Below are 25,139 nucleotides of genomic sequence, written 5' to 3'. Positions count from 1 at the left end.
ACTGCTGATAAACGTAGCAGGTAATTCACTGATGTAGCGTTTGATGGCGCAATCGCATAAAATGCATTTAAAATACATTTTAAAAAATAAACAAAATGAATAAACCGACCGCCGGTAGCTTTATCAATCTCCCCGCAGGCTACTTCGGCATGGTGCTGGGTATCATCGGCATGGGATTTGCGTGGCGCTATGCCGCCACAATTTGGCCAGTGCCATCATTCGTGGGTGAAGTACTGGTGGCGCTAGCCGCAGGCATCTGGTTGCTGCTGGCGTTGGCTTTCCTCGCGAGGCTGGTACGCTACCCGCACAGCGTGATTGCAGAAATCCATCATCCTTTAATGAGCAGCTTCGTGAGCCTGTTCCCGGCGACAACCATGCTGGTGGCCATCGGCGTGGCGCCTTATCTGCGCCCGCTCGCTGCAGTGATGTTTGGCTTTGGTGCCGTGGTGCAGCTTTGTTATGCCGCCTGGCAATCGGCGGGATTATGGCGGGGTACACACCCGCAGGATGCCACAACGCCCGGGCTGTATTTGCCCACCGTCGCCAATAACTTTATCAGCGCGATGGCCTGCGGCGCCCTCGGGTATCACGACCTTGGGATCCTGTTCCTTGGGGCCGGTGTTTTTTCCTGGCTCAGCCTGGAACCGGCGATTTTGCACCGTATGCGCAGCGCCGGGGAACTGCCCACGCCGGTACGCACCTCGCTGGGCATTCAGCTTGCCCCTGCGCTGGTGGCCTGTAGCGCTTACCTTGCCGTGAACGGCGGCGTGACGGATTTCTTTGCCAAAATGCTGTTTGGTTACGGCCTGCTGCAACTGCTCTTCATGCTGCGCCTGATGCCCTGGTACCTGGCCCAGCCGTTTAATGCCTCCTTCTGGAGCTTCTCATTCGGCATTTCGGCACTGGCCACCACGGCGCTCCATCTGAGCGTGGGCAGCGGGGACGGGCTGTTTCACGTCATTGCCGTGCCGCTGTTTATTTTTACCAATGTGATTATCGGCCTGCTGCTGGCCCGCACTTTCATCCTGCTCATTCAGGGGAAGCTTATTGTGCGTGCCGCCCTGCCGCCAAAAAAGGATCTGTCATGACCGAGAAGTCTGAAAGCTACTACAGCGAAAAATACGGCTTAACCGCTACACACTCTGACGTGCTGAACGCCGTGAAAAACGTTGCGCCCGGTAAAACGCTGGATCTTGGCTGCGGCGGCGGGCGCAACAGTCTGTACCTGAACCAGAAAGGGTTTGACGTTACCGCCTGGGATAAAAACCCGATGAGCATCGCCAGGCTGAATCAGATTATCGAGACGGAAGGGCTGAAAAACATTGCCACCGCCGAGGTGGATCTGAACCAACTGAGCTTTGACGGCGACTACGACTTCATTCTCTCTACCGTGGTGATGATGTTCCTTGAGCGCAGCACGATCCCAGGGCTTATCGCCAATATGCAGCGCTGCACCAAACCCGGCGGCTACAACCTGATTGTGGCGGCCATGGATACCGAGGATTTCCCGTGCACGGTCGGTTTCCCGTTTGCCTTTAAAGAGGGTGAACTGCGGAACTACTATGAAGGTTGGGACCTGATTAAATACAACGAGGACGTGGGGCAGTTGCACAAGACCGATGAGCACGGCAACCGCATCAAGCTGCGTTTTGCCACGATGCTGGCACGTAAGAACTAAATGTAAAAATTAACCCTCACCCCGGCCCTCTCCCTGAAAGGGAGAGGGGGAAATCAGAGCTATACAAGAAAATTGTGCTGTTTCTTTCACCGCAAATCGCGGGAGTGAAGCTAAGTGGGATTTCTGTCCTGATTCCCTCTCCCCTTAGGGGAGAGGGTTAGGGTGAGGGGCAAATTACTTCGCCGCCAGCAGGCAAAGCTTCAGCGCCACATTGTAAGACGCCTCAAACGCCCGCAGCGGTAAAAACTCAAATCGAGAATGGAAATTGTGCGCGCCAGTAAAGAAGTTCGGCGTCAGCAAGCCTTTAGCCGAAAGCGCAGCGCCATCCGTGCCGCCGCGCATGGGGATCACCTTCGGCTCAATCCCCAGCTCATCCAGGGCGGCAAAAATCAAATCAATGGCCCGGCGATCGTCGGTAATGGCGTTACTGATGTTGCTGTAGGTATCGCTGAGGCTGAACTCCACGCGTGCGGTCGGGTACTGCGCGGCAATCTTCTGCGCCACTTCGCCAATTTGCTGTTTGCGGCGTTCAAAGTTGGCCAAATCGAAGTCGCGAATATTGGCCTTCAGCAGCGCTTCGCTTTGTGAAGCCTGCATCCCGTTAAACCAGACGTAGCCTTCACGCCCTTCGGTGTGCTCAGGCGTTTGTTGGCGGTCAAAATGGCTAATGTAGTCCATCGCCATCAGCAGCGGGTTAACCAGCACGCCTTTGGAGGACATCGGGTGGCTGGTCACGCCGGTGAATTTCAGCTCCGCGTGGGCGGCGTTGAAGTTTTCATACACCACTTCGCCCAACTCGCAGCAGTCAATGGTCCAGGCGAAGTCCACGTCAAAACGCGCCAAATCCAGCGCTTTGGCGCCACACAGGCCAATTTCTTCATCCGGGACGAAGGCCACCACGATGTCACCGTGCTGGTGCTCCGGCGCCAGGTTTTCCAGCAGCGTCATCACCACCGTGACGGCGGCTTTGTTGTCCGCGCCCAGCACGCTGGTGCCGTCGCTGAAGATAATCTCTTCGCCAGGATAGGCGTTGATTTCCGGGTGCTCCGCCGTGCGCAGCCAGATGTTCTCTTTGGCGTTCAGGCATAAATCCTCCCCGGTGAAGCGCAGGATTTGCGGATGGATATCCGGGGAAAGGCCAACGTCAACGGTATCAATGTGCGTAATAAACCCCACGCGTGGTGCGCCGGCCACGTTGCCTTTCTTCACGGCGGTAACCGTGGCGTGCTCATCAATCACAATATTTTCAAGGCCCAGCGTGCGCAGTTCTTCCGCGAGCAGGCTGGCCATTTCGTGTTGCCCTGGGGTACTGGGCAGGCTGCTGACGCGCGGATCGCTTTGGCTGGTCACCGCCAGATAACGAAAGAAGCGCCGGGTGAGCTGCTCGCGGAGCGACGAAGGCATAGTGTTTCCTTATTGTTCGATGTTGTTTGTTGGCAATGTAAATTTAATGTTATTTATTAAGGCGCTTTGCACAAGCTTTATTCATTCAGGGTCAGGACAAACACCACAGGAAGACAGCGATGAAAACAAAGATTACAACGCTTGCACTTGCCGTAGCGGCGCTCTCCATCAGTACCAGCGTGGCGGCCAGCACGCTGGTTTATTGCTCCGAAGGCTCACCGGAAAACTTCAACCCGCAGCTTTACACCTCGGGCACCAGCGTGGATGCCAGCGCGGTGCCGGTGTATAACCGGCTGGTAGACTTTAAAGTCGGCACCACGGAACTGCAGCCCAGCCTGGCAGAGAGCTGGGACGTCAGCGAAGACGGAAAAGTCTATACCTTCCACCTGCGCAAAGGCGTTAAGTTCCAGAGCAACAAATACTTTAAGCCCACCAGGGACTTCAACGCGGACGACGTCATTTTCTCGTTTATGCGCCAGAAAGACCCTAAGCATCCGTACCATAACGTTTCCAACGGCAACTATTCCAATTTTGAAAGCCTGGAGTTTGGCAAGCTGATCACAGCGATTGATAAAGTGGATGACAACACCGTGCGCTTCACGCTGGCGCACCCGGAAGCGCCGTTTGTCGCGGATTTGGGCTGGTATTTTGCCTCGATTCTCTCTGCCGAATACGCCGATGCCATGATGAAGGCCGGCACGCCGGAGCGCGTTGATTCTGACCCTGTCGGCACCGGGCCGTTTGAGCTGAAGCAGTACCAGAAAGACTCCCGCATTCTCTATACCGCTTTCCCGGATTACTGGCAGGGCAAATCAAAAATCGACCGTTTAGTGTTCTCCATCACGCCGGACGCGTCGATCCGCTACGCCAAACTTGAGAAAAATGAATGCCAGGTAATGCCGTTCCCGAACCCGGCGGATTTGCCGCGCATGAAGGAAAACAAAGACATCACCCTGATGCAAAAAGCGGGACTGAACACCGGTTTTCTTGCCTTTAATACCCAAAAATCGCCGTTCGATAACGTGAAAGTGCGCCAGGCGCTGGCCATGGCGATTAACAAACCTGCCATCATCGAAGCGGTGTTCCACGGCACGGGCATCGAGGCGAAAAACCTGCTGCCGCCGGGCGTGTGGAGCGCGGACGATAAGCTCAAGGATTACGATTACGATCCTGAAAAAGCGAAAGCGCTGCTTAAAGAAGCCGGGTTCGCCAACGGCATGAGCATTGATTTGTGGGCGATGCCGGTTCAGCGTCCGTATAACCCGAACGCGAAACGTATGGCAGAGATGATTCAGGCCGACTGGGCGAAAGTTGGCGTGACGGCGAAAATCGTCACCTACGAATGGGGCGAATACCTCAAGCGAGTGAAGGGCGGGGAGCACCAGGCCGCGCTGATGGGCTGGACGACGGCCACCGGCGACCCGGACAACTTCTTCGGGCCGCTGTTTACCTGCACGTCGGCCAACGGCGGGTCTAACTCATCCAAATGGTGTTACCAGCCGTTTGATAAGCTGATTCTTGAAGCGCGTGCCGAGGGGAACCACGATAAGCGCGTCGAACTCTACAAAGAAGCGCAGCAAATGATGCACGACCAGATGCCTGCGGTGATGATTGCCCACTCCACGATTTTCGAGCCGGTGCGTAAAGAGGTGACCGGGTATGAAATTGACCCGTTCGGGAAGCATATTTTCTATCAGGTGGATGTGAAGAAGTAGCTGGACTGAAGGTCCCTCTCCCAGAGGGAGAGGGAATAAAGAAGATAACATGTCGTTTTTCCGCCCTCTCCCATTTGGGGTGAGGGCCGGGGTGAGGGCTTTTCCTCTTTCGGACACAAATAAACCGCTACACCGGACTACGCTCGCTCACCGCCTCCACTGGCGCAGTTGCCGTCGCCTGATTCGCCTGTTGCTCTTCGCGGAACTTCAGGTTATCCCAGACCCGGAAGAACGGGTAATACATCACCAGCGAGATAGCCAGGTTCACAATCTGCAGAATCGAACCGGAAACATGGCCGCCTGTCGCTAAATAGCCGCTGACGATAATCGGCGTGGTGAACGGAAGTGCAATCCCGGCAGGCGGCGCTACCAGACCCGTTGCCATCGCCGTGTAGGAGACAATCACCAGCACTACTGGCGTCAAAATAAACGGCACCACCAGGTAAGGGTTCATCACCAGCGGAATGCCAAACACCATCGGTTCGCTGATATTAAACAGGCTGCCCGGCGCGGCAATTTTACCCAGTTGCTTCATTTGCACGCTGCGGCTGCGGATCAGCATAAAAATCACCAGGCCCAACAGCGCACCAGTCCCGCCGGGAGCGATCCACAGGTCGTAGAATTGCTGCGTGATGATGTGCGGGATTGGCAGACCGTTCTGGAACGCCGCCAGGTTCTCGGACATATTGGTCAGCCAGACCGGGCGGATAAACACCAGCACGATGGTGTCGCCGTGCAGGCCGAGCGTCCACAGAATGCCAATCAGGATCACCGACACGATCATCCCCGGTAACGAGCCGCCAATGTGGCTCATCGGAATGCCGACCAGATCGGTGATCATGGTGTTAATGTCACCAAACGGCGTGGCCTCCACCAGCAGGCGAAGCGCCAGCACCACGGCCAACACGCAGAAACCCGGCACCAGCGCGAGGAACGATTTTGCCACCGCAGGCGGCACACCCTCCGGCATGCGGATCACCAGATTACGGTTGCTGATAAAACGGTAAATTTCGGTAGAAAGCAGGGCGATCAGAATCGCGACAAACAGCCCCTGGCTACCAATTTGCCCCATCGGCAGCACGCCTTTTACAAACTCAGCGGGCCCGCCGGACGGCGGAGTGAACATAATGTTCTGCGGGATGGTCATGATAAAAGCGACCAGCGACACCGCCCCGGCGGTGAGCGGGTCGATGGTGCGGTATTTTTCGGCCAGGCGATAGGCGATACCGAAACTCGAAATAATCGCCATGATGTCATAGGTCGCTTTAACCGGATAAAGCAGCTTGCTTTGCCACGTCGCGCCGAATAAGTCGGTCATTAGCTGGGGGTAACCCGGCACCGGCAGATAAGCGAAAATCAGGAAGAACGAGCCAATCAGCATGAACGGCATGTTCAGAATGATCCCGTCGCGAACGGAAAGCACGTGCTTTTGCCCGGCGATTTTCAGCGCCACCGGCAGCACATATTTTTCAAGAAACGATTTCTTTGCGGACACGGTTACCCCTGTCCCGGCGCATGGCCGGGCATTATTGTTATTGATTTCTGTTGTGGGGTGAGCGTAAAGCATCGCCCACCGGTAAGCGGCGCTAATTAAACTGCGGCAGCCACGCCTTGTTGCTTGCAAGCACTTCGTCGAGCAACGCCTGAGCGATATTCACGTCAGCCACCAGCGGGTTCGCTATCAGGGCCAGGAGCGCCTGCTGCTTATCGCCGTGGACCGCCGCTTCAATCGTCAGCCGTTCAAAGTCTTTCACCTGCTGGGTCAGGCCATTCATCAGAGGAGGAAGTTTGCCGAAGGCCAGAGGATGAGCCCCCAGCGCGTCGATCACGCAGTTGGTTTCAATCACCGCATCGTCCGGCAGCCCCTGAATAGCACCGTTGTTGGCGGTATTCACCACCATTTGCTTGCCGAGGTTATTGTGCAGGGCGTCGATAAGCTCCAGAGCCACTTCCGAATAGAACGAGCCGCCGCGCTGGCTAAGCTGCTCCGGCTTTTTGTCGAGCTGTGGGCTGGCGTACAGCTCAAACAGCTCGGCCTCGACTTTCATCACCTGCTCGGCGCGGGTGCCTTTCCCGTTAGCCGCATCCGCCAGCTCGTCTTTGAGCATGGTGCGGGTTTGCCAGAAGTAACGATGGTACGGGCAAGGGATGGCTTTCAGGGCGCGCAGCAGGGCGGGCGGCCACGGAATCGCTTTGATGTTGTTCATGGAAAGCTGCTCGCCGTCGCACAACATTTCAATTACCTCGGCGGTTGCATCCCGGCCATCGGCAATCACTTCGTGCACCCATACCATGTGGTTGAGCCCGGCGAAACGCAGCGTGACTTTGTCGTAAGGCAGCTGGAGCATGTCGGCGATGGTGTGGTGCATGGTCACCGGCACGTTGCACAGGCCAACAATGTTGGCGGAGCTGTAGCGGGACACTGCCTCGGTGACGATCCCCGCCGGGTTGGTGAAATTAATAATCCACGCATTCGGAGCCAGGCGCTCAACGCGTTTAGCAATGTCCAGCATCACCGGAATGGTTCGCAGCGCTTTTGCAAAACCGCCGACGCCGGTGGTCTCCTGGCCCAGCAGCTCGTGGCTGAGGCCCAGTCGTTCATCGGCGGCGCGAGCGGGCAGTTGCCCCACGCGCAGCTGGGTTAGCACAAAGCTGGACCCGGCAATCGCGGCGTCCGGCTCGTAATGCACCGTCACGTTGACCTGCTCCAGCCCTTTGCTGTCGAACATGCGGCGAGCCAGCGCGGCGATGATGTCAACCTTCTGGCGGCCCGCCTCTACATCCACCAGCGCCAGCTCGGTCATCGGTAGGGCGGCATGGCGCAGAATCAGGCCTTCAATCAGTTCCGGGGTATAGCTGCTGCCCCCGCCCACAACGGTAATTTTCATTGGTTTCTCCCGGTTGTCAGGCCATCAGAGTAATGGCTTTATCCAGTACGCGGTCGCCGCGCATCGTGCCGTAATCCATCATGTCGATCACCGCAACCGGCTTGCCGAGAGGCGCCGATAGCTCGGAAAGCCGGGCCAGCTCGAACTGCACCTGAGGGCCAAGCAACACCACGTCGGCGCTCTGGAGGTGGCTTTCAATTTCGGCGACAGAGACGGCGTCAATTTGAACGTCCAGGGCGCGTTTCGTGGCCTCGGTGCGCATTTTCTGCACCAGCATGCTGGTGGACATTCCCGCGGCACAACACAACATGATCTTTTTCATTACCTTTATCCTTCAAATTGAAAACGTGTTTCAAACAACAGCGCGTTAATTCAGCATGTATGAAAATTATTTTCATGACCGTGATCTGCGTTGGATTATTGGTTTCCCGAATGTTAAAGGAATAACAAGACTTTTACGGCGAAGGGAGAAACAGCGGGAAAGGTATCGTGGCAAAGTTAATTGAAAAATAATTTCAACGGATTATGATGATTTATCCGCCTGCGACGCAGACACAAGGAACCTTTTAGCGATGGATATTGTGTATCACCTGGTTCATGGGTTAGCCGATTCTTCTCCCCAGGAAACGCGGCTGGCCCGCTTTTTTCTGGAGAATTTCTTCCAGCTACCGGACGCGACCATGGAGCAACTGGCGGCGCGCGCGGGTGTCAGTCAGGCCACGCTCCAGCAGTTCGCGCGCACCATTGGCTGCAGCGACATGAATGATTTCCTCGGCCAGGTTCGTCACCAGCAGCACGACAGTCGGGTACAGGATTTGCTGGCAGCGCCCTCTCAAATGCTGGGGGATGCCGCCTGGGTGGACAACGACACGCTGCAGTTTCTGGCCAACCGGGGCGGCGTGGCTAAAGATGTGCTGGAGCGCTTTTCTCATTCCATCGGGCGGGATACGGAGGGCGACATTATCAGCCGTATCCGCCAGCGGCTGGCGGAGTTCAGCCAGCAGGAAGCGAGAGTTGCGCAGGCCATTCTGCACGATCCCGCCTTTGCGTCGTCGGCGACAATCGACCAGCTTGCCCAGGCGGCGGGCGTCAGTCCGGCCACGATTACGCGCTTTGCCAGAGCCGCAGGCTGCGATGATATCCGTGATTTACGCATGAAGCTGGCGCAGGCCAGCACGGCCATGCCGGGCAGTGAGCTGCCCGCGTCCTGGCAGCGGCAGTTGAGCGGCATTCAGCAGTCGCTCACTCAGCAACTGGAAACGCTTCCGGAAACCAATGTTTCGCGCGCCATTTCGCTTTTGAAGCGAGCGAAAGCGATTCATATCTTTAGTGCGGGGGCGGCAGACACGCCTTTTTCCAGCCTTTTGCAGTACCGGCTGCTAACGCAGGGCCAGCCCGCCAGCGTTTGTTATGATCCTGCGCTAATGAGCTTTACCGCCTCAATGCTGAATCGCGAACAGGCGATGATCGTCTTTGCCAGCTCGGCACCGGACAACGCACTGCAGGCTGCAGTGCAGCAGGCCCGGCGGCAGGGCGCAGCCATCGTTATGGTGACAAAAGATCCCGCCAGCGCAGTACATGCCGGGGATGTCTGGCTGACGCCCGGTGAAGGGCGCTATGGCGCGTTATTGATTATCGACCTGCTCTGCGATGGCCTTGCCGCCGCCGGCGATGAGCGCGAGATCTGAGTTTTGACATCAAGACGGCTTAACCCCCACACAATGTATCGTTTTTTGCTATACCTGAATGGCTTATACCCACAAACAGGATCAAACGATGCGGAGCAAAACGTATTTTAAAGTGGCTTGTCTGGTCGGTTTATTCGCGCTGGCGGGGTGTGCTTCAAAAACCACCGCGCCGGAAAAATACTCTGGGTTTCTAAAAGATTACTCCGGTCTGCAGGAGACAAAATCAGCTACCGGTAAAACCGTTATGCGCTGGGTTGACCCGAACTTCAAACCCGGCAACTACGACAGCCTGGTCTACAATCCGGTGGTCTACTATCCGACGCCAAGGCCGACGACCCAAATAGGTCAGAACACGCTGGATGGCCTGCTGGCGTACACCAACACAAAGCTAAAGGCCGCGGCGGCGCAGCGTAAACAGCTGGTCACGACGCCAGGCTCGCACAGCCTTATTTTCCGGGGCGCGATAACCGGCGTGGACAGCAGCAAAGAAGGGCTGCAGTTCTATGAGGTGATCCCGATTGCGATGGTTGTCGCGGGCACGCAAATGGCCACCGGGCACCGCACCATGAATACCGATCTCTATTTCGAAGGCGAACTGATTGATGCGGCGACCAATAAGCCCGTTTTACGCGTGGTGCGTAAAGGCGAAGGGAAAACGCTCAGCAACGAAAATGCCAAAGTCACCGTCGATACCCTGAAACAGGTGGTGGATGATTTGGCCACCGACGCTACGATGTTTGACGTGCCGAATAAATAACCTTTTTTGCAAACAAAAACCGCAGCCATGAAAAGCTGCGGTTTTTTATTATGCCAGTTTTCTCCGCCGCGGCAGCCACTGTTCCGGCTTAGCGAACATCACCAGGTTGCCCAGCAGAATCATCACCAGCCCCAGCACGGCGTTAGCGTGCCAGACGTAACCTTCGTAAAGCGTCGACAGCGTCAGCGCCACCAGCGGGAAGAGTAGCGTACTGTAGGCGGCCTGGCTCGCCCCGATGCGGCCAACCAGGGTGAAGTAGGCGCCAAAGGCAATCACCGACCCAAAAATCGCCAGATAAAGCAGGGAGCCAATGTAGCGCACGGTGAAATCCGGCATAAACGATTCCCCGCTCGCCAGCGCCACCACGCCCATAATTGCGGTGCCGTAAAACATCGCATAGGTATTGGTGGATAGCGTTTCCAGGCCCCGGCTTTGGTGACGGGCACTGATCATATTCCCCAAAGAGAAGCCAAAGGTGCCGAGCGCGCTAAGGCCGATGCCGATCAGCAGCGAAGGCGCCATTTGTGTGGCCGCAAGATCGTGCCAGAACAGGGCGATAATTCCGGCAATCCCCAGCGCGGCGGCGGGCAATACGCGGGGAGACGGTTTCTTGCGGAAGAACAGAAAATTGTTGAAGGCGTTGAACAGTACCGCCATCGAGAAGATCACCGACTCCAGGCCGGAGCTGATATAGGCCGCCGCGTGGTAGAAGCAGAAGAAGTTGAAGCCGAACACGCACGCGCCCTGCAGGACGCAAAACAGATGGTCTTTTAGGCCGATACGTTTGAGGCGGCCCAGCGCGAGCAGCACCACGAGCATCACCACCGCCGCCACGGCAAAGCGCCAGAAAATAGACACGGGGACGGAAACGACCCCCTGTTGCATGTAAATGGCTATCCAGGTCGTTCCCCAAATCACCACCACCAGAATATAAAGCAAAGCGTTCATTGTTGTTCTCGTCAGTCAAAGCCAGATGATGAGTCTGCTTTTTTTCCGCCGCGGCGGCTTTCATCCTGGCCGGCGACTTGCATATTCTTGCGGTTTTTTTTCGCGGCGGCAGTGGCGACGGCGGCGCGCAGTCCTTACACTAGCCATTATGTTCCAGAAGCCGATTCCTGCTATGACCGCGCCATACCACGCCTTTGAAAACCTGCAGCAGCATAAAGCCCGCCTGAACGGCAGCGTTCAGCTTGGCTCAGGGATTCAGCTTGCCGCCTGGTCAAACGGAAATGACTGCATTACCCAGCGCTGCGATCACCACACGCTGAGCCTGTACGTGACCGAAGGGTACGAAACGTATCAAAAAACGAGCTCAGGCTGGCGCAACGGCGGCGGGCCGGATCGCTTCTGCATTATGCCGGAAGACAGCGAATCAACCTGGGACGTGCGGGATGACTTCTCGTTTGTGCACCTGTACTGCACCGACGAGCATTTGAAAGAGATTGCCGCGCAGATTTGGGACCGCGGCCCGGCGGCCATCAACCTTGATGAAAAAACCTTCGCCGACGACCCGCGCATAACCCAGCTTTATCGCCATTTCCTGTTGAGCAGCGACTGGCAGCAGCGGGCGAATCACCTAACGTTAAGCACGGCTTCTACGCTGCTGTTGACGCATCTGGTGCAGCATTACAGCAGCGTGCAGTGGAAACTGCCGACGGTGCGTGGCGGACTGGCACCCGCGGTACTGCGTAATGCCCAGGCGTATATCGAGCAGAACCTGAGCGAGGCGCTGACCCTGGGCGAACTTGCCCGACTGGCGGATCTCAGTGAATATCACTTTGCGAGAATGTTTAAACAGTCCACCGGCCTGGCGCCACACCAGTACGTGATGCAGCGCAGAATGGCGAAGGCGGAAATGCTGGTTCGCCAGGGAAAACTGCCGCTGACGGAGATCGCTATGGCCTGCGGATTCAGCTCGCCGAGCCACTTCAGTAACCGCTTTAAAAGCGTCTTTGGCGCAACGCCCTCGCAGCTACGCGCGCTTCAGCCTTGAAAGCGCGGTGTAGCAAATCCCCCCGGCGATCACCCCCCAAAATGCAGAGCTGACGCCGAGCAGATTGACGCCTGAGGCGGTCACCAGGAATGTCACGATGGCGGCGTCCCTGTCGCGTTCGTGGTTCAGTGCCTGGTGCAGGCTTCCGGCAATGGTGCCCAGCAGGGCAAGCCCGGCGAGAGTATGGATCCAGGCGAGCGGCAGCGCCGTCAGCAGCGTCGAAATCGCCCCGCCAAACACGCCGGCCAGTAAATAAAATACCCCCGCAGCGGCGGCGGCAAGCCAGCGTTTGTCCTTGTCCGGATGGGCTTCCGCACTCTGGCAAATGGCGGCGGTAATGGCGGCGATGCAAACCGAAAATACCCCGAACGGTGCCAGCAGCAGGGCCATTAACGCCGTTACGACAATCAGCGGTGAAACCGGGACTTTGTAGCCGGAGGCCGCCAGCGTGGCGACGCCGGGGGCATTTTGCGAGGCCATCGTCACCAGGAAGAAGGGTACGCCGATGCCCAGCAGGCTGGCGAGGCTAAATGAGGGGGCGATGAATTCAGGCGTCACGACAGAAACCGGAACGCTTCCGGCGTGAAGTTCGCCGCTGATAAAGCAAATCAGCAGGCCAGCCAGCATGGCGACAACGACGGCATAGCGCGGGGCAAACACTTTTGCCAGCAGCCAGCCGGCCAGCATACTGATGCACAGCAAAAAGTGACCCTGTAACGATGTAAAGGTGTCGAGACCAAACCGGAGCAAAACCCCGGCCAGCATGGCAGCGGAGAGCGTAGGGGGGATCAGGCGCATCAGCCTGGCGAACAGCCCGGTGAGGCCACAAATCAGGATCAGCCCAGAAGCGAATATAAAAATGCCCACCGCGTCGTTCAGGCTGTAGCCCGGCAGGCTGGTGGCCAGCAGCGCCGCGCCCGGCGTGGACCAGGCTGTGAGGATCGGCGCGCGATACCACAGCGTTAACCCCAGCGTACTGATGCCCATTGCCAGGCCCAGCATTGTCAGCCAGCCGGCAATTTGGTGCGGGTTAGCGCCTGCGGCATCTGCCGCCTGCCAGATAATGGCGGCGGAACTGGCATAGCCGACCAGGACGGCCACAAAACCGGCGAGAACGGTGGGAAACGGGGGAAGATAAAGGCGCATAGTGGGCTCGTTGTGCGTTATAGCGTCCGGGGAATATAGCATCGTGCGTTATAGCGCACAAGGCGCTATACTGCGCCCTCAACGGGAGGAAAGAATGGACATAGCGCAACATCTGGCGAACACCCTGAAAAGCCTGCGTCAGGCCAGAGGCTGGAGCCTGACCTTCGCGGCGGAACAAACCGGCGTGTCGAAAGCGATGCTCGGGCAGATCGAGCGCAACGAATCCAGCCCGACCGTCGCCACATTATGGAAGATTGCCACCGGCTTTAACGTGCCGTTTTCGGTGTTCCTTGAAGCCGGTTCCGCGCCCGTACGCCCGGTCTTTGACCCGCAGCACCGGGAAATGGTGGTGGTGCCGCTCTTTCCTTACGATCCACGCCTGCGTTTTGACCACTTTTCTATTCGTCTCGCCCCCGGCGCGCTCAGCGAATCGTCGGCGCACGATAGCGGCGTCATTGAGCATGTGGTGGTCATAAGCGGCGCGCTGGACATGAATATTGACGGAGAATGGCAGACGTTGCTGGCCGGGGCGGGCTTAAAATTTCACGGCGATCGTCCCCACGCTTACCGTAATTCAGGGGCCGATGAGACGCATTTTCATTCGCTGATTCACTATCCGCTCACGACGGCATAATCCCTCTGTTTTTGCGCGGGGGAAGTGACTACAATAGCCGCCTTTCGCCCTTACAGAACACGACAAATTTTATGCGCCTGCACGCAAATCAACTTGAATTACTCAGTCCTGCCCGTGATACCGCCATCGCCCGCGAAGCCATTCTCCATGGTGCGGATGCGGTTTACATCGGTGGGCCTGGCTTTGGCGCTCGCCACAACGCCGGCAACAGCCTGCAAGATCTGGCCGAACTGGTGCCGTTTGCCCACCGCTACGGGGCGAAAATTTTTGTTACCCTGAACACCATTCTGCATGACGACGAACTGGAGCCCGCGCGCTCGATGATTGTCGACCTGTACGAAGCCGGGGTTGATGCGCTGATCGTGCAGGATATGGGCGTGCTGGAAATGGATCTGCCGCCGATTGAGCTGCACGCCAGTACCCAATGCGACATCCGTAGCGTGGAAAAAGCGAAGTTTCTGTCCGATGCAGGTTTCTCGCAAATCGTGCTGGCGCGCGAGCTGAACCTGCAGCAAATTGCCGCCATTCACCAGAATGTTGACGCGACGATTGAATTCTTCATTCACGGCGCGCTGTGCGTGGCCTATTCCGGGCAGTGTAATATTTCCCACGCCCAGACCGGGCGCAGCGCCAACCGCGGCGACTGCTCACAGGCCTGCCGCCTGCCGTACACCCTGAAAGACGATCAGGGCCGCGTCGTGGCCTATGAAAAACACCTGCTATCGATGAAAGACAACGACCAGAGCGCCAACCTGGCGGCGCTGGTCGAGGCGGGCGTGCGCTCCTTCAAAATTGAAGGGCGTTATAAAGACATGAGCTACGTGAAAAACATCACCGCGTACTACCGCCAGCTGCTGGACGAGCTGATGGAGGGGCGCAGCGATCTGACCCGCGCATCTTCCGGCGTAACATCGCACTACTTTATTCCGTCCCCGGATAAAACGTTCCACCGCGGCAGCACTGATTATTTCGTGAACGAGCGCAAAATAGACATCGGTGCGTTTGACTCACCGAAATTCGTTGGCCTGCCGGTAGGCGAAGTGCTGAAAGTGAGCAAAGACCACCTCGACGTGACCACCACCGACACATTGACCAACGGTGACGGCCTGAACGTGCTTATCAAGCGTGAAATTGTCGGCTTCCGCGCTAATACGGTGGAAAAAACCGGAAAAAATCAGTATCGCGTCTGGCCAAACGAAATGCCGGAAACGCTGAAAAAGGTGCGCCCGAACCACCCGCTGAACCGTAATCTGGATCACAACTGGCAGCAGGCGCTGCTGAAAACTTCCAGCGAGCGCCGCGTGGCGGTGGATATCGAATTGAGCGGCAGCCAGCAGCAGCTGGTGATGAAAGCCACCAGCGAAGAGGGCGTCAGCGTCAGTCAAACGCTTGTCGGTCAGTTTGACGTTGCCAATAACCCGCAGAAAGCGTTCGACAGCCTGCGCGATGGCCTGACCAAGCTGGGCCAGACCATGTACTCCGCGCGGAAAGTGAACATCTTGCTGGAAGAAGCTTTATTTGTGCCAAACGCCCAGCTTAACCAGCTGCGCCGTGATGCCATTGAGTCCCTGACCGAAGCGCGTCTGCAAAACTACCAGCGCGGAACGCGAAAAGCGGTGAGCGTGCCGCCGCCGGTCTACCCGGACAGCCATTTAAGCTTCCTGGCGAACGTGTATAACCATAAAGCGCGCGAGTTTTATCACCGCTACGGCGTGCAGCTGATTGACGCTGCGTATGAGGCGCATGAAGAGAAAGGCGAAGTGCCGGTGATGATCACCAAACACTGCCTGCGCTTTGCGTTTAACCTCTGCCCGAAACAGGCGAAGGGGAATATTAAAAGCTGGAAGGCAACCCCAATGCAGCTGGTGCACGGCGACGAAGTGCTGACGCTGAAATTTGACTGCCGCCCGTGCGAAATGCACGTCATCGGCAAAATGAAGAACCATATCCTGAAGATGCCGCTGCCGGGGAGCGTGGTGGCATCCATCAGCCCGGACGATTTGATGAAAACGCTGCCGGGGAAAGCGAAGCGTTAATTTCACAGCTTATTATTTAAAACCGCCTGCTTCAGGCGGTTTTTTTAACCACTCAGGGAGGATGCATTATTATTTGTCACTTACGGAATTATTCCGCTATTCAACAAACATGCCTTAACCATGATATTCAGATGACAAGCTGGGGTTGTGAAGGGCATATGCCCGTCAGCCGATGCTTAACGTCACGATTTTTCGTTATATCTCATTTTCTTAATACTGTTCTAAGATTTCTTTGTTAAATTCTTTTCATTGAATAGTCGTTTAGCTAAAAATGCTGTACTTCCTGAGTGTTGTACTTTTATTTAATTAGCCTGATTCATTATCCCGTCAGCTTTTGGCGTTTAGCGATTTAATAAGGAATCCACGTAATGAGTGATTTTCTGCCTTTTTCACGCCCGGCGTTAGGTGCGGAAGAAATTGCAGCGGTAACGGAAGTCATGCAATCCGGCTGGATCACGACCGGGCCGAAAAACCAGGCGCTTGAGAAGGCATTTTGCGACTTAACCGGCAATAAACATGCCATTGCGGTAAGCTCGGCCACCGGCGGGATGCACGTTACCCTCATGGCACTGGGGCTGCAGGCAGGTGACGAAGTGATTACACCTTCACTGACCTGGGTCTCCACGCTCAACATGATTGTGCTGCTGGGCGCCGAACCGGTGATGATTGACGTCGATCGCGACACTCTGATGGTCACGCCTGAAGCCATTGAAGCGGCCATTACCCCTCGCACCAAAGCGATTATCCCCGTGCATTACGCTGGCGCACCTGCCGACATAGATGCTATTCGCGCGATCGGTGAACGCCACGGCATTCCGGTGATTGAAGATGCTGCTCACGCAGCGGGCACCGAATACAAAGGCAAGCACGTTGGCGGCAAGGGCACGGCTATCTTCTCTTTCCACGCCATCAAGAACATGACCTGCGCCGAAGGCGGCCTGATCGTCACCGACGACGACCAGTTTGCTAACCGCATTCGTAGCCTGAAATTCCACGGTCTGGGCGTAGACGCCTTTGACCGCCAGACGCATGGCCGCGCGCCGCAGGCCGAAGTGATTTCTCCGGGGTTCAAATACAACCTCGCGGACATTAACGCGGCTATCGCGCTGGTGCAGCTGGGCAAACTGGAACAGATCAATATTCGTCGTCAGGAAATCGCCGAACGCTACCTCAAAGAGCTGGCCGACACGCCATTCCTGCCGCTTGCCACGCCGACCTGGCAGCACCGCCATGCCTGGCACCTGTTTATTATTCGCGTGGATGAAGCCACCTGCGGTATTTCCCGCAGCGGCCTGATGGAAGCGCTGAAAGAGCGCGGCATCGGCACCGGCCTGCATTTCCGCGCGGCGCACACCCAGAAGTATTACCGCGAGCGCTATCCGCAGCTTCAGCTGCCGAACAGCGACTGGAACAGCGAGCGTATTTGCTCTATTCCTCTGTTCCCAACCATGACCGACGATGACACTTCCCGCGTCATTACCGCCTTACGTGAAATAGCAGGACTTTAAGATGATGACCCCGGAACCGATCAAGAAAGTTTCCGTTGTGATCCCGGTGTACAACGAACAGGACAGCCTGCCTGAACTGCTGCGTCGTACCACTGAAGCTTGTCAAAAGCTGAACCGCGATTACGAAATACTCCTCGTTGATGATGGCAGCAGCGATGACTCTGCCGCCATGCTGACCCGCGCGGCAGAAGCCCCGGACAGCCATATCGTCGCGGTACTGCTGAACCGTAACTATGGCCAGCACTCGGCTATCATGGCGGGCTTTAGCCACGTCACCGGCGATCTTATCGTCACCCTGGATGCTGACCTGCAAAACCCGCCGGAAGAGATCCCACGCCTGGTTGAGAAGGCCGATGAAGGCTATGACGTGGTGGGCACCGTGCGCCAGAACCGTCAGGACAGCTGGTTCCGCAAGCGTGCGTCAAAAATGATCAACCACCTGATCCAGCGTACTACCGGTAAAGCCATGGGCGACTACGGCTGTATGCTGCGCGCCTACCGCCGCCACATCATCGACGCGATGCTGCACTGCCACGAACGCAGCACCTTTATCCCGATTCTGGCCAACACCTTTGCCCGTCGTGCCATCGAGATCCCGGTGCACCACGACGAGCGTCAGTTTGGCGACTCGAAGTACAGCTTCATGCGCCTGATCAACCTGATGTATGACCTGATCACCTGCCTGACCACAACGCCGCTGCGTTTACTTAGCGTCGTCGGCAGCATTATCGCACTGTCCGGCTTTGCCCTCGCGGTACTGCTGGTGGTGTTACGTCTTGCTCTTGGCCCGCAGTGGGCGGCGGACGGGGTGTTTATGCTCTTCGCCGTCCTGTTCACCTTTATTGGTGCCCAGTTCATCGGAATGGGGCTGCTGGGTGAGTACATTGGCCGTATCTATAACGACGTGCGTGCTCGCCCTCGTTACTTTATTCAACGCGTAGTTAGCAGTGAAACCGCTTTATCTTCAGAGGAAAATCAATAATGAAAGCAGTTGTTTTCGCCTATCACGATATGGGCTGTGTGGGTGTTCGTGCCCTGGTTGAAGCAGGCTATGACATTGCAGCAATTTATACTCACCCGGATAACGCCGCTGAGAATAACTTCTTTGGTTCGGTGGCCCGCACGGCGGCAGAATTCGGCATCCCGGTTTTTGCGCCTGAAGATGTGAACCACCCGCTGTGGGTCGACCGCATTAAAGACGCGCAGCCTGAAGTGATTTTCTCCTTCTACTACCGCAATCTGCTGAGCGAAGAGATTCTGGACTGCGCTTCCGTCGGGGCATTTAACCTCCACGGCTCTCTGCTGCCTAAATTCCGTGGCCGCGCGCCGCTGAACTGGGTGCTGGTGAAAGGTGAAACCGAAACGGGCGTTACCCTGCATCGCATGGTGAAACGCGCGGATGCGGGCGACATCGTTGCTCAGGAACGCGTGGCGATTGCCGCAGAAGATACCGCCCTGACTCTGCACCACAAACTGTGCGAAACCGCGAAATCCCTGCTGGCGAAAAGCCTGCCGGTGATCAAAACCGGTCACTTCCCGCAGACCGCTCAGGATGAATCCAGGGCGACCTATTTCGGCGGCCGTTCACCAAAAGATGGCGCGATCAGCTGGGAAGGCTCTGCTGCAGAAGCCAACAACCTGGTACGTGCGGTGACCGAACCGTGGCCGGGCGCGTTCAGCTACGTGGGCGGCGGCAAATTTATTATCTGGAAAAGCCGCGTACTGGAAAGCAACAACGGCGCGAAAGCGGGCACCGTTATCTCCGTTAATCCATTGGTGATCGCCTGCGGCACCGGTGCTCTGGAAGTGGTGACCGGTCAGGCTGAAAACGGCGTGTACATGCAGGGCTCCCAGCTTGCACAGTCTCTGGGCCTGGTCAGCGGCGCAATTCTGAGCAGCAAACCTGTTTCCGCTATCAAACGTCGTACCCGCGTGCTGATCCTGGGCGTAAACGGCTTTATCGGTAACCACCTGACCGAACGCCTGCTGCGCGATGACAACTTCGAGATCTTCGGTCTGGACATCGGTTCCGACGCTATCTCCCGCTTCATCGGTAACGATCGTTTCCACTTTGTGGAAGGTGACATCAGCATTCACTCCGAGTGGATCGAATACCACATCAAGAAGTGTGACGTTGTTCTGCCGCTGGTAGCCATCGCGACGCCAATCGAATACACCCGTAACCCGCTGCGCGTGTTCGAACTCGACTTCGAAGAGAACCTGAAGATCATCCGCGACTGCGTGAAATACAAAAAACGCATTATCTTCCCGTCTACCTCCGAAGTGTACGGCATGTGCACCGACGCCTCGTTTGACGAAGATAACTCCCCGCTGATCGTTGGGCCAATCAACAAACAGCGCTGGATCTATTCCGTGTCCAAGCAGCTGCTTGACCGTGTTATCTGGGCATACGGCGAAAAAGAAGGGCTGCGTTTCACGCTGTTCCGTCCGTTTAACTGGATGGGCCCACGTCTGGACAACCTGAACGCCGCGCGTATCGGTAGCTCCCGTGCCATTACCCAGCTGATCCTCAACCTGGTTGAAGGTTCTCCGATCAAGCTTATCGACGGCGGCAAGCAGAAACGCTGCTTCACCGACATCGGCGACGGCATCGAAGCGCTGTTCCGCATTATTGAAAACAAAAACAGTAACTGCGACGGCCAGATCATCAACATCGGTAATCCGGACAACGAAGCAAGCATCAAACAGCTGGCAGAAATGCTGCTGGAAAGCTTCGAACGTCACCCGCTGCGCGACCAGTTCCCGCCGTTTGCCGGTTTCCGCGAAGTGGAAAGCAGCGCGTACTACGGCAAAGGCTATCAGGACGTTGAGCACCGTAAGCCAAGCATCCGCAACGCCCAGCGCCTGCTGGACTGGACGCCTGAAGTGCACATGGAGAAAACCATCGACGAAACGCTGGACTTCTTCCTGAAAACCGTTGAGCTGACGGACCCTGCTTCATGAGAAAAGTCGGCCTGCGTATTGATGTCGACACCTGGCGAGGCACCCGTGAAGGGGTGCCAAACCTTCTGGAGACGCTAAGTCTACACTCGACTCAGGCAACCTTTTTCTTCAGCGTTGGGCCAGACAACATGGGGCGCCATCTGTGGCGCCTGATCAAGCCTAAATTCCTGTGGAAGATGCTGCGCTCCAACGCAGCATCGCTGTATGGCTGGGATATTCTGCTGGCGGGTACCGCGTGGCCGGGGCGCGTGATTGGCGCGGGCAATGCAGTGGTTATCGCGGCGGCGGCGGACCACCATGAGGTGGGCCTCCACGCCTGGGATCACCATGCCTGGCAGGCCTGGGCGGGCGTCTGGGAACAGGACAAGCTCGAACAGCAAATTCGTCTTGGTCTGGATGCGCTGCAGAAAATTGTAGGGCAACCCGTAAGCTGCTCGGCGGTGGCGGGCTGGCGTGCTGACCAGCGCGTGGTGCAAGCCAAAGCCGCTTTCCCGTTCCAGTACAACAGCGACTGTCGCGGTACCGCGCCGTTTATCCCTGTTCTGCCTGATGGCCGCGAGGCTGCGGTACAAATCCCCGTGACGTTGCCCACATGGGACGAAGTGATTGGTACTGAAGTCAGTAAAGATAACTTTAACCGTTTTATCCTGGATAAAATTCACCAGGACAGCGGCACACCGGTTTACACCATCCATGCCGAAGTCGAAGGGATGGTGATGCGAGATTCCTTTAGTGAATTGCTGGCGATGGCTGCCGCCGAGGGGGTTCAGTTCTGCCCGCTTAGCGAGCTTCTGCCGGACGATTTATCCACGCTGCCGAGAGGCAAAATTGTGCGCGGGACAATTCCAGGCCGCGAAGGCTGGCTGGGTTGCCAACAACTTATAGAGTCGTGAACCGATGAAATCTGCAAAATATGGAATGACCCTTCTGGTCTGTTTTGCCTTGCTTTACCTTGTCCCTCTGGAGTTTCGTCACCTGTGGCAGCCGGATGAGACGCGCTATGCGGAAATCAGCCGTGAAATGCTGCTGTCTGGCAACTGGATCGTTCCTCATTTCCTTGATCTGCGCTATTTCGAAAAGCCGGTGGCGGGGTACTGGATCAACAACATCAGCCAATTCATCTTCGGTCATAACAATTTTGCCGTGCGTTTTGGTTCCGTGTTTTCGGTGACCCTGAGCGCGCTGCTGACCTACTGGCTGGCGTTCCGCCTGTGGCGCGATAAAACGGTCGCGGTGCTGGCCGGGGTTATTTTCCTCACCTGTCTGTTGGTCTACGGCATCGGCACTTATTCCGTGCTCGACCCGATGATCACCCTGTGGCTGACGGCGGCGATGTGCAGCTTCTGGCTGGCCAGTACCGCACAGACCACCGGCGGTAAGATTGGCGGTTACGTGCTGCTGGGCCTGGCCTGCGGCATGGGCGTGATGACCAAAGGGTTCCTGGCGCTGGCGGTGCCGGTGATTGGCGTCCTGCCGTGGGTGATTGCACAGAAACGTTGGAAAGAAGTACTGCTGTTCGGGCCGCTGGCGGTGTTGAGCGCCGTGCTGATCACGCTGCCGTGGGCGATTGCTATCGCTAAAGCCGAGCCTGACTTCTGGCACTACTTCTTCTGGGTGGAGCACATTCAGCGCTTTGCGGAGAAAGACGCGCAGCATAAAGCCCCGTTCTGGTACTACATTCCGTTCCTGATAGCGGGCTCACTGCCATGGCTGGCGCTGCTGCCGGGGGCGCTGAAAAGCGGCTGGAAAAGCCGGGGTGAGCAGGGCGGAGCATTCTATCTGCTGGGCTGGGTTGTGATGCCGTTGCTGTTTTTCAGTATCGCAAAAGGCAAGCTGCCGACCTATATCCTACCGTGTTTTGCACCGCTGGCTATTCTGATGGCGCGCCACGCGGTTGAGCTGGCGAAAAACGGTTCCGCTATTTTACGCGTCAACGGCTGGATTAACCTGCTGTTCGGGTCGGTCTGCGTTATTACCGTCGCCTTCTTCCTCGCACCGTGGGGCCTGGCAAGACATCCTGTCTATGCCGCCAATGAAACGCTGAAAGTGGTACTGGCGTGCGTGGCATTTGCTGTCTGGGCGCTGTTCGGTCTTCTGACCCTGAGCCAGACGGCTAAACGCTGGTACTGGGCGGCGCTGTGTCCGCTGGGCCTGGCGCTGCTGGTGGGCGTGGTGATTCCATCCAAAGTGGAAAATTCCAAGCAGCCGCAGGCGTTTATCCATGAGATGCGCCCGCAGCTGGAAGACAGCCGCTACATCTTCACCAACAACGTCGGCGTTGCCGCCGGGGTGGCCTGGGAGCTGAAGCGCAGCTACATCAATCTTTATAATAATGCGGGCGAGCTGCGCTACGGCCTTGACTATCCGGATGTGTCCAATCGCTATGTGAGCGGCGATGAGTTCGCCTCCTGGCTGGCGGAACACCGTAAACAGGGCAAAGTGTCGCTGATGCTGCTGGTATCGAATAACACCGATCTGAATGACCTGAAGCTGCCGGAGCCGGACCATCGGGCCAACAGCGGGCGATTCGTGCTGTTTGAGTACGACGCGCAGCCATGAATATTGCGTTGATTATTCTGGCCAGTTTGCTCAGCTGCGGCGGGCAGCTGTGCCAGAAGCAGGCGGCTCAGGGGGCGGGGCGCCGCCACCTGATACTGTGGCTTGGGTTAAGCGTGATGCTATTAGGGCTGGGGATGCTCGTCTGGCTGCTGGTACTTCAGCACGTGGAAGTGAGCATCGCTTACCCCATGCTTAGTCTCAATTTTATCTTTATCACCCTTGCCGCACGCTGGATCTGGAAAGAGCGGATTTCCGCACACCACTGGCTGGGCGTGATGCTGATTATTCTGGGGATTATCGCGCTGGGAGGACACGCCTGATGGGCTATATCTGGGCGTTAATGAGCGTGCTGCTGGTCAGCGGGGCGCAGCTCAGCATGAAATGGGCGATGATACAGTTTCCTCCCGCTGCACCGAGCCTTGAGTTTATTAAGGCCGTGCTGTTCGGCGGCTATGGGCTTCTGGCGCTGATAGGTGGCCTGGCGGCTTATGCGTTTTCCATGGGCTGCTGGTACATGGCGCTGAAGCGCATTCCTCTCAGCAAAGCGTATCCACTTTTAAGTCTGAGCTATGTGCTGGTGTGGTTCGCGGCTATAAACCTGCCGTGGCTCAACGAAGCGTTCAGCCCGGGAAAACTTCTCGGCGTGGCGGCAATTTTCGTCGGCCTGGTGCTGATTTGCCTGCCTCATCAGCTACGTCACAAAAAGGAAAAGTAATGCGCTAATTGTTCAGGCAAACTGACGGCAACCTGATGAAAACCGGATGTGAAGTATGAACCCACATATCATTGAAGTGCCGTTAGAAAAGTCTTACCGCCTGATCAACCACGGCCCAACCGTGCTGGTGTCTGCCCACCATAATGGCGTGGACGATGTGATGACCGCCGCCTGGGCCTGTGCGCTGGATTTTACCCCATCCAAGCTGATGGTGGTGCTGGATAAAATCACCGCCACCCGCACGCTTATCGAAAACAGCGGCACCTTTGTGATTCAGGTGCCCTGCGCCGCCCAGCTCAAAATGACCCATTTCCTGGGCACCCACAGCCTGAAAGAGATGCCCGACAAGCTCGAACAATCCGGCGTGGAGCTGTTCCGCGCCCCTGGCCACAGCGTGCCGCTGGTAGCAGGCTGCACGGCCTGGATGGTTTGCAAGCTGATCCCCGAACCGCATAATCATCAGGCTCACGACCTGTTTATCGGTGAAATTATTGCTGCCTGGGCTGACGATCGCGTTTTCCAGAACGGCCACTGGTCGTTTGAGACCTCACCGCCGGAATACCGCAGCCTGCATTACATTGCCGGCGGCCAGTTCTACGCCATCGGTGAATCGCTGGTGGTGCCGGGCGTGGCGGCGTCATGAAAAAGATTGAATTATCCGCCGAGGAGTATCGCCAGCTGAGCGACTTCATCACCGACTGGCTGGACGACAAGCACGACCTGCAGATCGGCCAGTTTGAAGCCGAATTCTTCCTTGATGAACTGGTGAAAAAAATGGCTCCAGCGCTTTACAACAAAGGGCTGGACGATGCGCTGGCGGTAGCCCAAAGCAACATGCTAACGCTGGAAGAGCTGCTGGATTTAGAAAAGATCGTCGATTAGTTTTACCTGGGGCAAGCGGGAGCTTGCCTTAGTGCTTCCGCTCTGCCAGCCGTTGGGCAATAAGGTTGGCAATCACATCCGGGGCTGCGGTCGAGAAAATCTGAATATCGCCCTGTGACATGTAAGGCGCAAAACGCTGGCTTAGCTTCTCTGTTTCTCCCGCTTTTTTCAGGTCAAACCCCCGTTTTAGCTGCCGTGCAACAAGGGTGTTTAGCGTCTCCTGATAGTCGCGTGAGGGCATCAGCAGTACTGAAGTGCCCGACTGCTGTACTCGCTTTTTGTTGGCCTCCACGATATCTGCCCGGATATCGGTCGCCAGAAACCCCGAAGAAAGAATAAAGACTGTGCTGGCGTGGGCTTCTTTGAGCAACGTATCCAGCAATTTTGCATTCTCTTCAAGATAGCTTTCATAACCCTGCGAGGAGATAAAGGCGCGAATATTCATGTGGCGAAGACAGAACTCATCATCAAGATCTCTCGCGTCATAGCCGAGCTTCAGGGCAAGTCTGGCACCCACCGTGCTTTTACCGGCTCCGCCAGGACCAATAAGAAAGATAAAGTCAGGCATTTTT

Annotated in this window: 24 protein-coding genes; 17 read left to right on the top strand and 7 right to left on the bottom strand. The window is 56.7% G+C overall.

Annotated features, from left to right (window positions below):
- Window positions 1–95: 95 nt before the first annotated feature.
- Window positions 96–1,088 (top strand): dicarboxylate transporter/tellurite-resistance protein TehA, encoded by a 993-nt coding sequence (gene tehA, locus F3J29_RS07630; protein WP_166864571.1) that lies wholly within the window; start codon window positions 96–98, stop codon window positions 1,086–1,088.
- On the top strand, window positions 1,085–1,678 hold the full coding sequence (gene tehB / locus F3J29_RS07625) for a tellurite resistance methyltransferase TehB (RefSeq protein ID WP_166864568.1): 594 nt from the start codon (window positions 1,085–1,087) through the stop codon (window positions 1,676–1,678). Before tehA ends, tehB begins: the two co-directional genes overlap by 4 nt.
- Before the next feature lie 174 nt (window positions 1,679–1,852).
- Here tehB and pepT read toward each other — a convergent pair whose 3' ends face one another.
- Window positions 1,853–3,082 (bottom strand): peptidase T, encoded by a 1,230-nt coding sequence (gene pepT, locus F3J29_RS07620; RefSeq protein WP_166864565.1) that lies wholly within the window; start codon window positions 3,080–3,082, stop codon window positions 1,853–1,855.
- A 119-nt stretch (window positions 3,083–3,201) separates the two neighbouring features.
- Here pepT and F3J29_RS07615 point away from each other — a divergent pair, with 119 nt between their 5' ends.
- Window positions 3,202–4,797 (top strand): ABC transporter substrate-binding protein, encoded by a 1,596-nt coding sequence (locus F3J29_RS07615; RefSeq protein WP_166864560.1) that lies wholly within the window; start codon window positions 3,202–3,204, stop codon window positions 4,795–4,797.
- A gap of 127 nt (window positions 4,798–4,924) precedes the next feature.
- Here F3J29_RS07615 and celB read toward each other — a convergent pair whose 3' ends face one another.
- The 3 genes from celB to F3J29_RS07600 all read right to left on the bottom strand — a co-directional run bounded on the left by celB (window position 4,925) and on the right by F3J29_RS07600 (window position 8,007).
- Entirely contained in the window at window positions 4,925–6,292 is a 1,368-nt protein-coding gene (celB, locus tag F3J29_RS07610) for a PTS cellobiose transporter subunit IIC (protein WP_166864557.1), read from the bottom strand.
- A gap of 91 nt (window positions 6,293–6,383) precedes the next feature.
- Window positions 6,384–7,685: a 6-phospho-beta-glucosidase gene (locus F3J29_RS07605; protein WP_166864554.1), complete on the bottom strand. Its 1,302-nt coding sequence runs from the start codon at window positions 7,683–7,685 to the stop codon at window positions 6,384–6,386.
- Between the two features lie 16 nt (window positions 7,686–7,701).
- Window positions 7,702–8,007, bottom strand: coding sequence for a PTS sugar transporter subunit IIB (locus tag F3J29_RS07600; protein WP_166864551.1), 306 nt, complete (start codon window positions 8,005–8,007; stop codon window positions 7,702–7,704).
- A gap of 250 nt (window positions 8,008–8,257) precedes the next feature.
- Here F3J29_RS07600 and F3J29_RS07595 point away from each other — a divergent pair, with 250 nt between their 5' ends.
- Both F3J29_RS07595 and F3J29_RS07590 read left to right on the top strand, forming a co-directional pair.
- The gene (locus F3J29_RS07595) at window positions 8,258–9,373 is read left to right on the top strand and encodes a MurR/RpiR family transcriptional regulator (RefSeq protein ID WP_166864549.1); all 1,116 of its coding nucleotides are present in this window, start codon (window positions 8,258–8,260) and stop codon (window positions 9,371–9,373) included.
- An 88-nt stretch (window positions 9,374–9,461) separates the two neighbouring features.
- The gene (locus F3J29_RS07590) at window positions 9,462–10,130 is read left to right on the top strand and encodes a DUF3313 domain-containing protein (RefSeq protein WP_166864547.1); all 669 of its coding nucleotides are present in this window, start codon (window positions 9,462–9,464) and stop codon (window positions 10,128–10,130) included.
- A gap of 48 nt (window positions 10,131–10,178) precedes the next feature.
- On the opposite strand, the gene F3J29_RS07585 is transcribed toward F3J29_RS07590, so the two are convergent.
- The gene (locus F3J29_RS07585; protein WP_166864543.1) at window positions 10,179–11,078 is read right to left on the bottom strand and encodes a DMT family transporter; all 900 of its coding nucleotides are present in this window, start codon (window positions 11,076–11,078) and stop codon (window positions 10,179–10,181) included.
- Between the two features lie 172 nt (window positions 11,079–11,250).
- Here F3J29_RS07585 and F3J29_RS07580 point away from each other — a divergent pair, with 172 nt between their 5' ends.
- Window positions 11,251–12,123: a helix-turn-helix domain-containing protein gene (locus tag F3J29_RS07580; RefSeq protein ID WP_166864540.1), complete on the top strand. Its 873-nt coding sequence runs from the start codon at window positions 11,251–11,253 to the stop codon at window positions 12,121–12,123.
- Here the strand turns inward: F3J29_RS07580 and F3J29_RS07575 are convergent.
- Entirely contained in the window at window positions 12,103–13,269 is a 1,167-nt protein-coding gene (locus F3J29_RS07575; RefSeq protein ID WP_286175186.1) for a benzoate/H(+) symporter BenE family transporter, read from the bottom strand. The two genes, F3J29_RS07580 and F3J29_RS07575, sit on opposite strands and share 21 nt — an antisense overlap.
- 94 nt (window positions 13,270–13,363) lie before the next feature.
- Between F3J29_RS07575 and F3J29_RS07570 the strand changes: the two genes are divergently transcribed.
- The 11 genes from F3J29_RS07570 to F3J29_RS07520 all read left to right on the top strand — a co-directional run bounded on the left by F3J29_RS07570 (window position 13,364) and on the right by F3J29_RS07520 (window position 24,567).
- A complete protein-coding gene (locus tag F3J29_RS07570) occupies window positions 13,364–13,903 on the top strand; it encodes a helix-turn-helix domain-containing protein (RefSeq protein ID WP_166864534.1) in 540 nt (179 codons plus the stop codon).
- Between the two features lie 71 nt (window positions 13,904–13,974).
- A complete protein-coding gene (locus tag F3J29_RS07565; RefSeq protein ID WP_166864531.1) occupies window positions 13,975–15,939 on the top strand; it encodes a peptidase U32 family protein in 1,965 nt (654 codons plus the stop codon).
- A gap of 368 nt (window positions 15,940–16,307) precedes the next feature.
- Window positions 16,308–17,447: a UDP-4-amino-4-deoxy-L-arabinose aminotransferase gene (gene arnB, locus F3J29_RS07560; RefSeq protein WP_085541763.1), complete on the top strand. Its 1,140-nt coding sequence runs from the start codon at window positions 16,308–16,310 to the stop codon at window positions 17,445–17,447.
- Window position 17,448: 1 nt separating this feature from the next.
- Window positions 17,449–18,429 carry an undecaprenyl-phosphate 4-deoxy-4-formamido-L-arabinose transferase gene (arnC, locus tag F3J29_RS07555; protein ID WP_166864527.1) on the top strand — a complete coding sequence of 327 codons (981 nt, stop codon included), beginning with the start codon at window positions 17,449–17,451 and terminating at the stop codon, window positions 18,427–18,429.
- Window positions 18,429–20,411 (top strand): bifunctional UDP-4-amino-4-deoxy-L-arabinose formyltransferase/UDP-glucuronic acid oxidase ArnA, encoded by a 1,983-nt coding sequence (arnA, locus tag F3J29_RS07550; RefSeq protein WP_166864523.1) that lies wholly within the window; start codon window positions 18,429–18,431, stop codon window positions 20,409–20,411. The genes arnC and arnA overlap by 1 nt, the downstream gene beginning before the upstream one ends.
- Entirely contained in the window at window positions 20,408–21,304 is an 897-nt protein-coding gene (gene arnD, locus F3J29_RS07545) for a 4-deoxy-4-formamido-L-arabinose-phosphoundecaprenol deformylase (protein WP_166864520.1), read from the top strand. Before arnA ends, arnD begins: the two co-directional genes overlap by 4 nt.
- A 4-nt stretch (window positions 21,305–21,308) precedes the next feature.
- Window positions 21,309–22,970 (top strand): lipid IV(A) 4-amino-4-deoxy-L-arabinosyltransferase, encoded by a 1,662-nt coding sequence (gene arnT / locus F3J29_RS07540; protein ID WP_166864517.1) that lies wholly within the window; start codon window positions 21,309–21,311, stop codon window positions 22,968–22,970.
- Window positions 22,967–23,290, top strand: a complete 324-nt coding sequence (gene arnE, locus F3J29_RS07535) for a 4-amino-4-deoxy-L-arabinose-phosphoundecaprenol flippase subunit ArnE (protein WP_166864514.1) — start codon at window positions 22,967–22,969, stop codon at window positions 23,288–23,290. The genes arnT and arnE overlap by 4 nt, the downstream gene beginning before the upstream one ends.
- The gene (gene arnF / locus F3J29_RS07530; RefSeq protein WP_205246654.1) at window positions 23,290–23,685 is read left to right on the top strand and encodes a 4-amino-4-deoxy-L-arabinose-phosphoundecaprenol flippase subunit ArnF; all 396 of its coding nucleotides are present in this window, start codon (window positions 23,290–23,292) and stop codon (window positions 23,683–23,685) included. Before arnE ends, arnF begins: the two co-directional genes overlap by 1 nt.
- A gap of 55 nt (window positions 23,686–23,740) precedes the next feature.
- Window positions 23,741–24,328 (top strand): flavin reductase family protein, encoded by a 588-nt coding sequence (locus F3J29_RS07525; protein WP_166864511.1) that lies wholly within the window; start codon window positions 23,741–23,743, stop codon window positions 24,326–24,328.
- A complete protein-coding gene (locus F3J29_RS07520; RefSeq protein WP_166864508.1) occupies window positions 24,325–24,567 on the top strand; it encodes a DUF2164 domain-containing protein in 243 nt (80 codons plus the stop codon). The genes F3J29_RS07525 and F3J29_RS07520 overlap by 4 nt, the downstream gene beginning before the upstream one ends.
- 28 nt (window positions 24,568–24,595) lie before the next feature.
- Here F3J29_RS07520 and F3J29_RS07515 read toward each other — a convergent pair whose 3' ends face one another.
- The gene (locus tag F3J29_RS07515) at window positions 24,596–25,135 is read right to left on the bottom strand and encodes a shikimate kinase (protein WP_166864503.1); all 540 of its coding nucleotides are present in this window, start codon (window positions 25,133–25,135) and stop codon (window positions 24,596–24,598) included.
- Window positions 25,136–25,139 lie beyond the last annotated feature (4 nt).

This window comes from Enterobacter sp. Cy-643, assembly GCF_011752815.1.
In the GTDB taxonomy this organism is placed as follows: domain Bacteria; phylum Pseudomonadota; class Gammaproteobacteria; order Enterobacterales; family Enterobacteriaceae; genus Cedecea.
Note: the sequence above shows the minus strand (reverse complement) of the source record. Positions and strands in the feature narration are given on the sequence as shown.

Excerpts from the sequence above, each read along its gene's own strand:
- F3J29_RS07520 (WP_166864508.1), top strand. The coding sequence starts at position 24,325 with ATGAAAAAGATTGAATTATCCGCCGAGGAGTATCGCCAGCTGAGCGAC.
- arnC (WP_166864527.1), top strand. The coding sequence starts at position 17,449 with ATGATGACCCCGGAACCGATCAAGAAAGTTTCCGTTGTGATCCCGGTG.
- tehB (WP_166864568.1), top strand. The coding sequence starts at position 1,085 with ATGACCGAGAAGTCTGAAAGCTACTACAGCGAAAAATACGGCTTAACC.
- arnB (WP_085541763.1), top strand. The coding sequence starts at position 16,308 with ATGAGTGATTTTCTGCCTTTTTCACGCCCGGCGTTAGGTGCGGAAGAA.
- arnA (WP_166864523.1), top strand. The coding sequence starts at position 18,429 with ATGAAAGCAGTTGTTTTCGCCTATCACGATATGGGCTGTGTGGGTGTT.
- tehA (WP_166864571.1), top strand. The coding sequence starts at position 96 with ATGAATAAACCGACCGCCGGTAGCTTTATCAATCTCCCCGCAGGCTAC.
- F3J29_RS07580 (WP_166864540.1), top strand. The coding sequence starts at position 11,251 with ATGACCGCGCCATACCACGCCTTTGAAAACCTGCAGCAGCATAAAGCC.
- F3J29_RS07600 (WP_166864551.1), bottom strand. The coding sequence starts at position 8,007 with ATGAAAAAGATCATGTTGTGTTGTGCCGCGGGAATGTCCACCAGCATG.
- arnF (WP_205246654.1), top strand. The coding sequence starts at position 23,290 with ATGGGCTATATCTGGGCGTTAATGAGCGTGCTGCTGGTCAGCGGGGCG.
- pepT (WP_166864565.1), bottom strand. The coding sequence starts at position 3,082 with ATGCCTTCGTCGCTCCGCGAGCAGCTCACCCGGCGCTTCTTTCGTTAT.
- arnD (WP_166864520.1), top strand. The coding sequence starts at position 20,408 with ATGAGAAAAGTCGGCCTGCGTATTGATGTCGACACCTGGCGAGGCACC.
- F3J29_RS07615 (WP_166864560.1), top strand. The coding sequence starts at position 3,202 with ATGAAAACAAAGATTACAACGCTTGCACTTGCCGTAGCGGCGCTCTCC.
- F3J29_RS07525 (WP_166864511.1), top strand. The coding sequence starts at position 23,741 with ATGAACCCACATATCATTGAAGTGCCGTTAGAAAAGTCTTACCGCCTG.
- arnT (WP_166864517.1), top strand. The coding sequence starts at position 21,309 with ATGAAATCTGCAAAATATGGAATGACCCTTCTGGTCTGTTTTGCCTTG.
- F3J29_RS07570 (WP_166864534.1), top strand. The coding sequence starts at position 13,364 with ATGGACATAGCGCAACATCTGGCGAACACCCTGAAAAGCCTGCGTCAG.
- F3J29_RS07575 (WP_286175186.1), bottom strand. The coding sequence starts at position 13,269 with ATGCGCCTTTATCTTCCCCCGTTTCCCACCGTTCTCGCCGGTTTTGTG.
- arnE (WP_166864514.1), top strand. The coding sequence starts at position 22,967 with ATGAATATTGCGTTGATTATTCTGGCCAGTTTGCTCAGCTGCGGCGGG.
- F3J29_RS07605 (WP_166864554.1), bottom strand. The coding sequence starts at position 7,685 with ATGAAAATTACCGTTGTGGGCGGGGGCAGCAGCTATACCCCGGAACTG.
- F3J29_RS07515 (WP_166864503.1), bottom strand. The coding sequence starts at position 25,135 with ATGCCTGACTTTATCTTTCTTATTGGTCCTGGCGGAGCCGGTAAAAGC.
- F3J29_RS07595 (WP_166864549.1), top strand. The coding sequence starts at position 8,258 with ATGGATATTGTGTATCACCTGGTTCATGGGTTAGCCGATTCTTCTCCC.
- F3J29_RS07585 (WP_166864543.1), bottom strand. The coding sequence starts at position 11,078 with ATGAACGCTTTGCTTTATATTCTGGTGGTGGTGATTTGGGGAACGACC.
- F3J29_RS07590 (WP_166864547.1), top strand. The coding sequence starts at position 9,462 with ATGCGGAGCAAAACGTATTTTAAAGTGGCTTGTCTGGTCGGTTTATTC.
- F3J29_RS07565 (WP_166864531.1), top strand. The coding sequence starts at position 13,975 with ATGCGCCTGCACGCAAATCAACTTGAATTACTCAGTCCTGCCCGTGAT.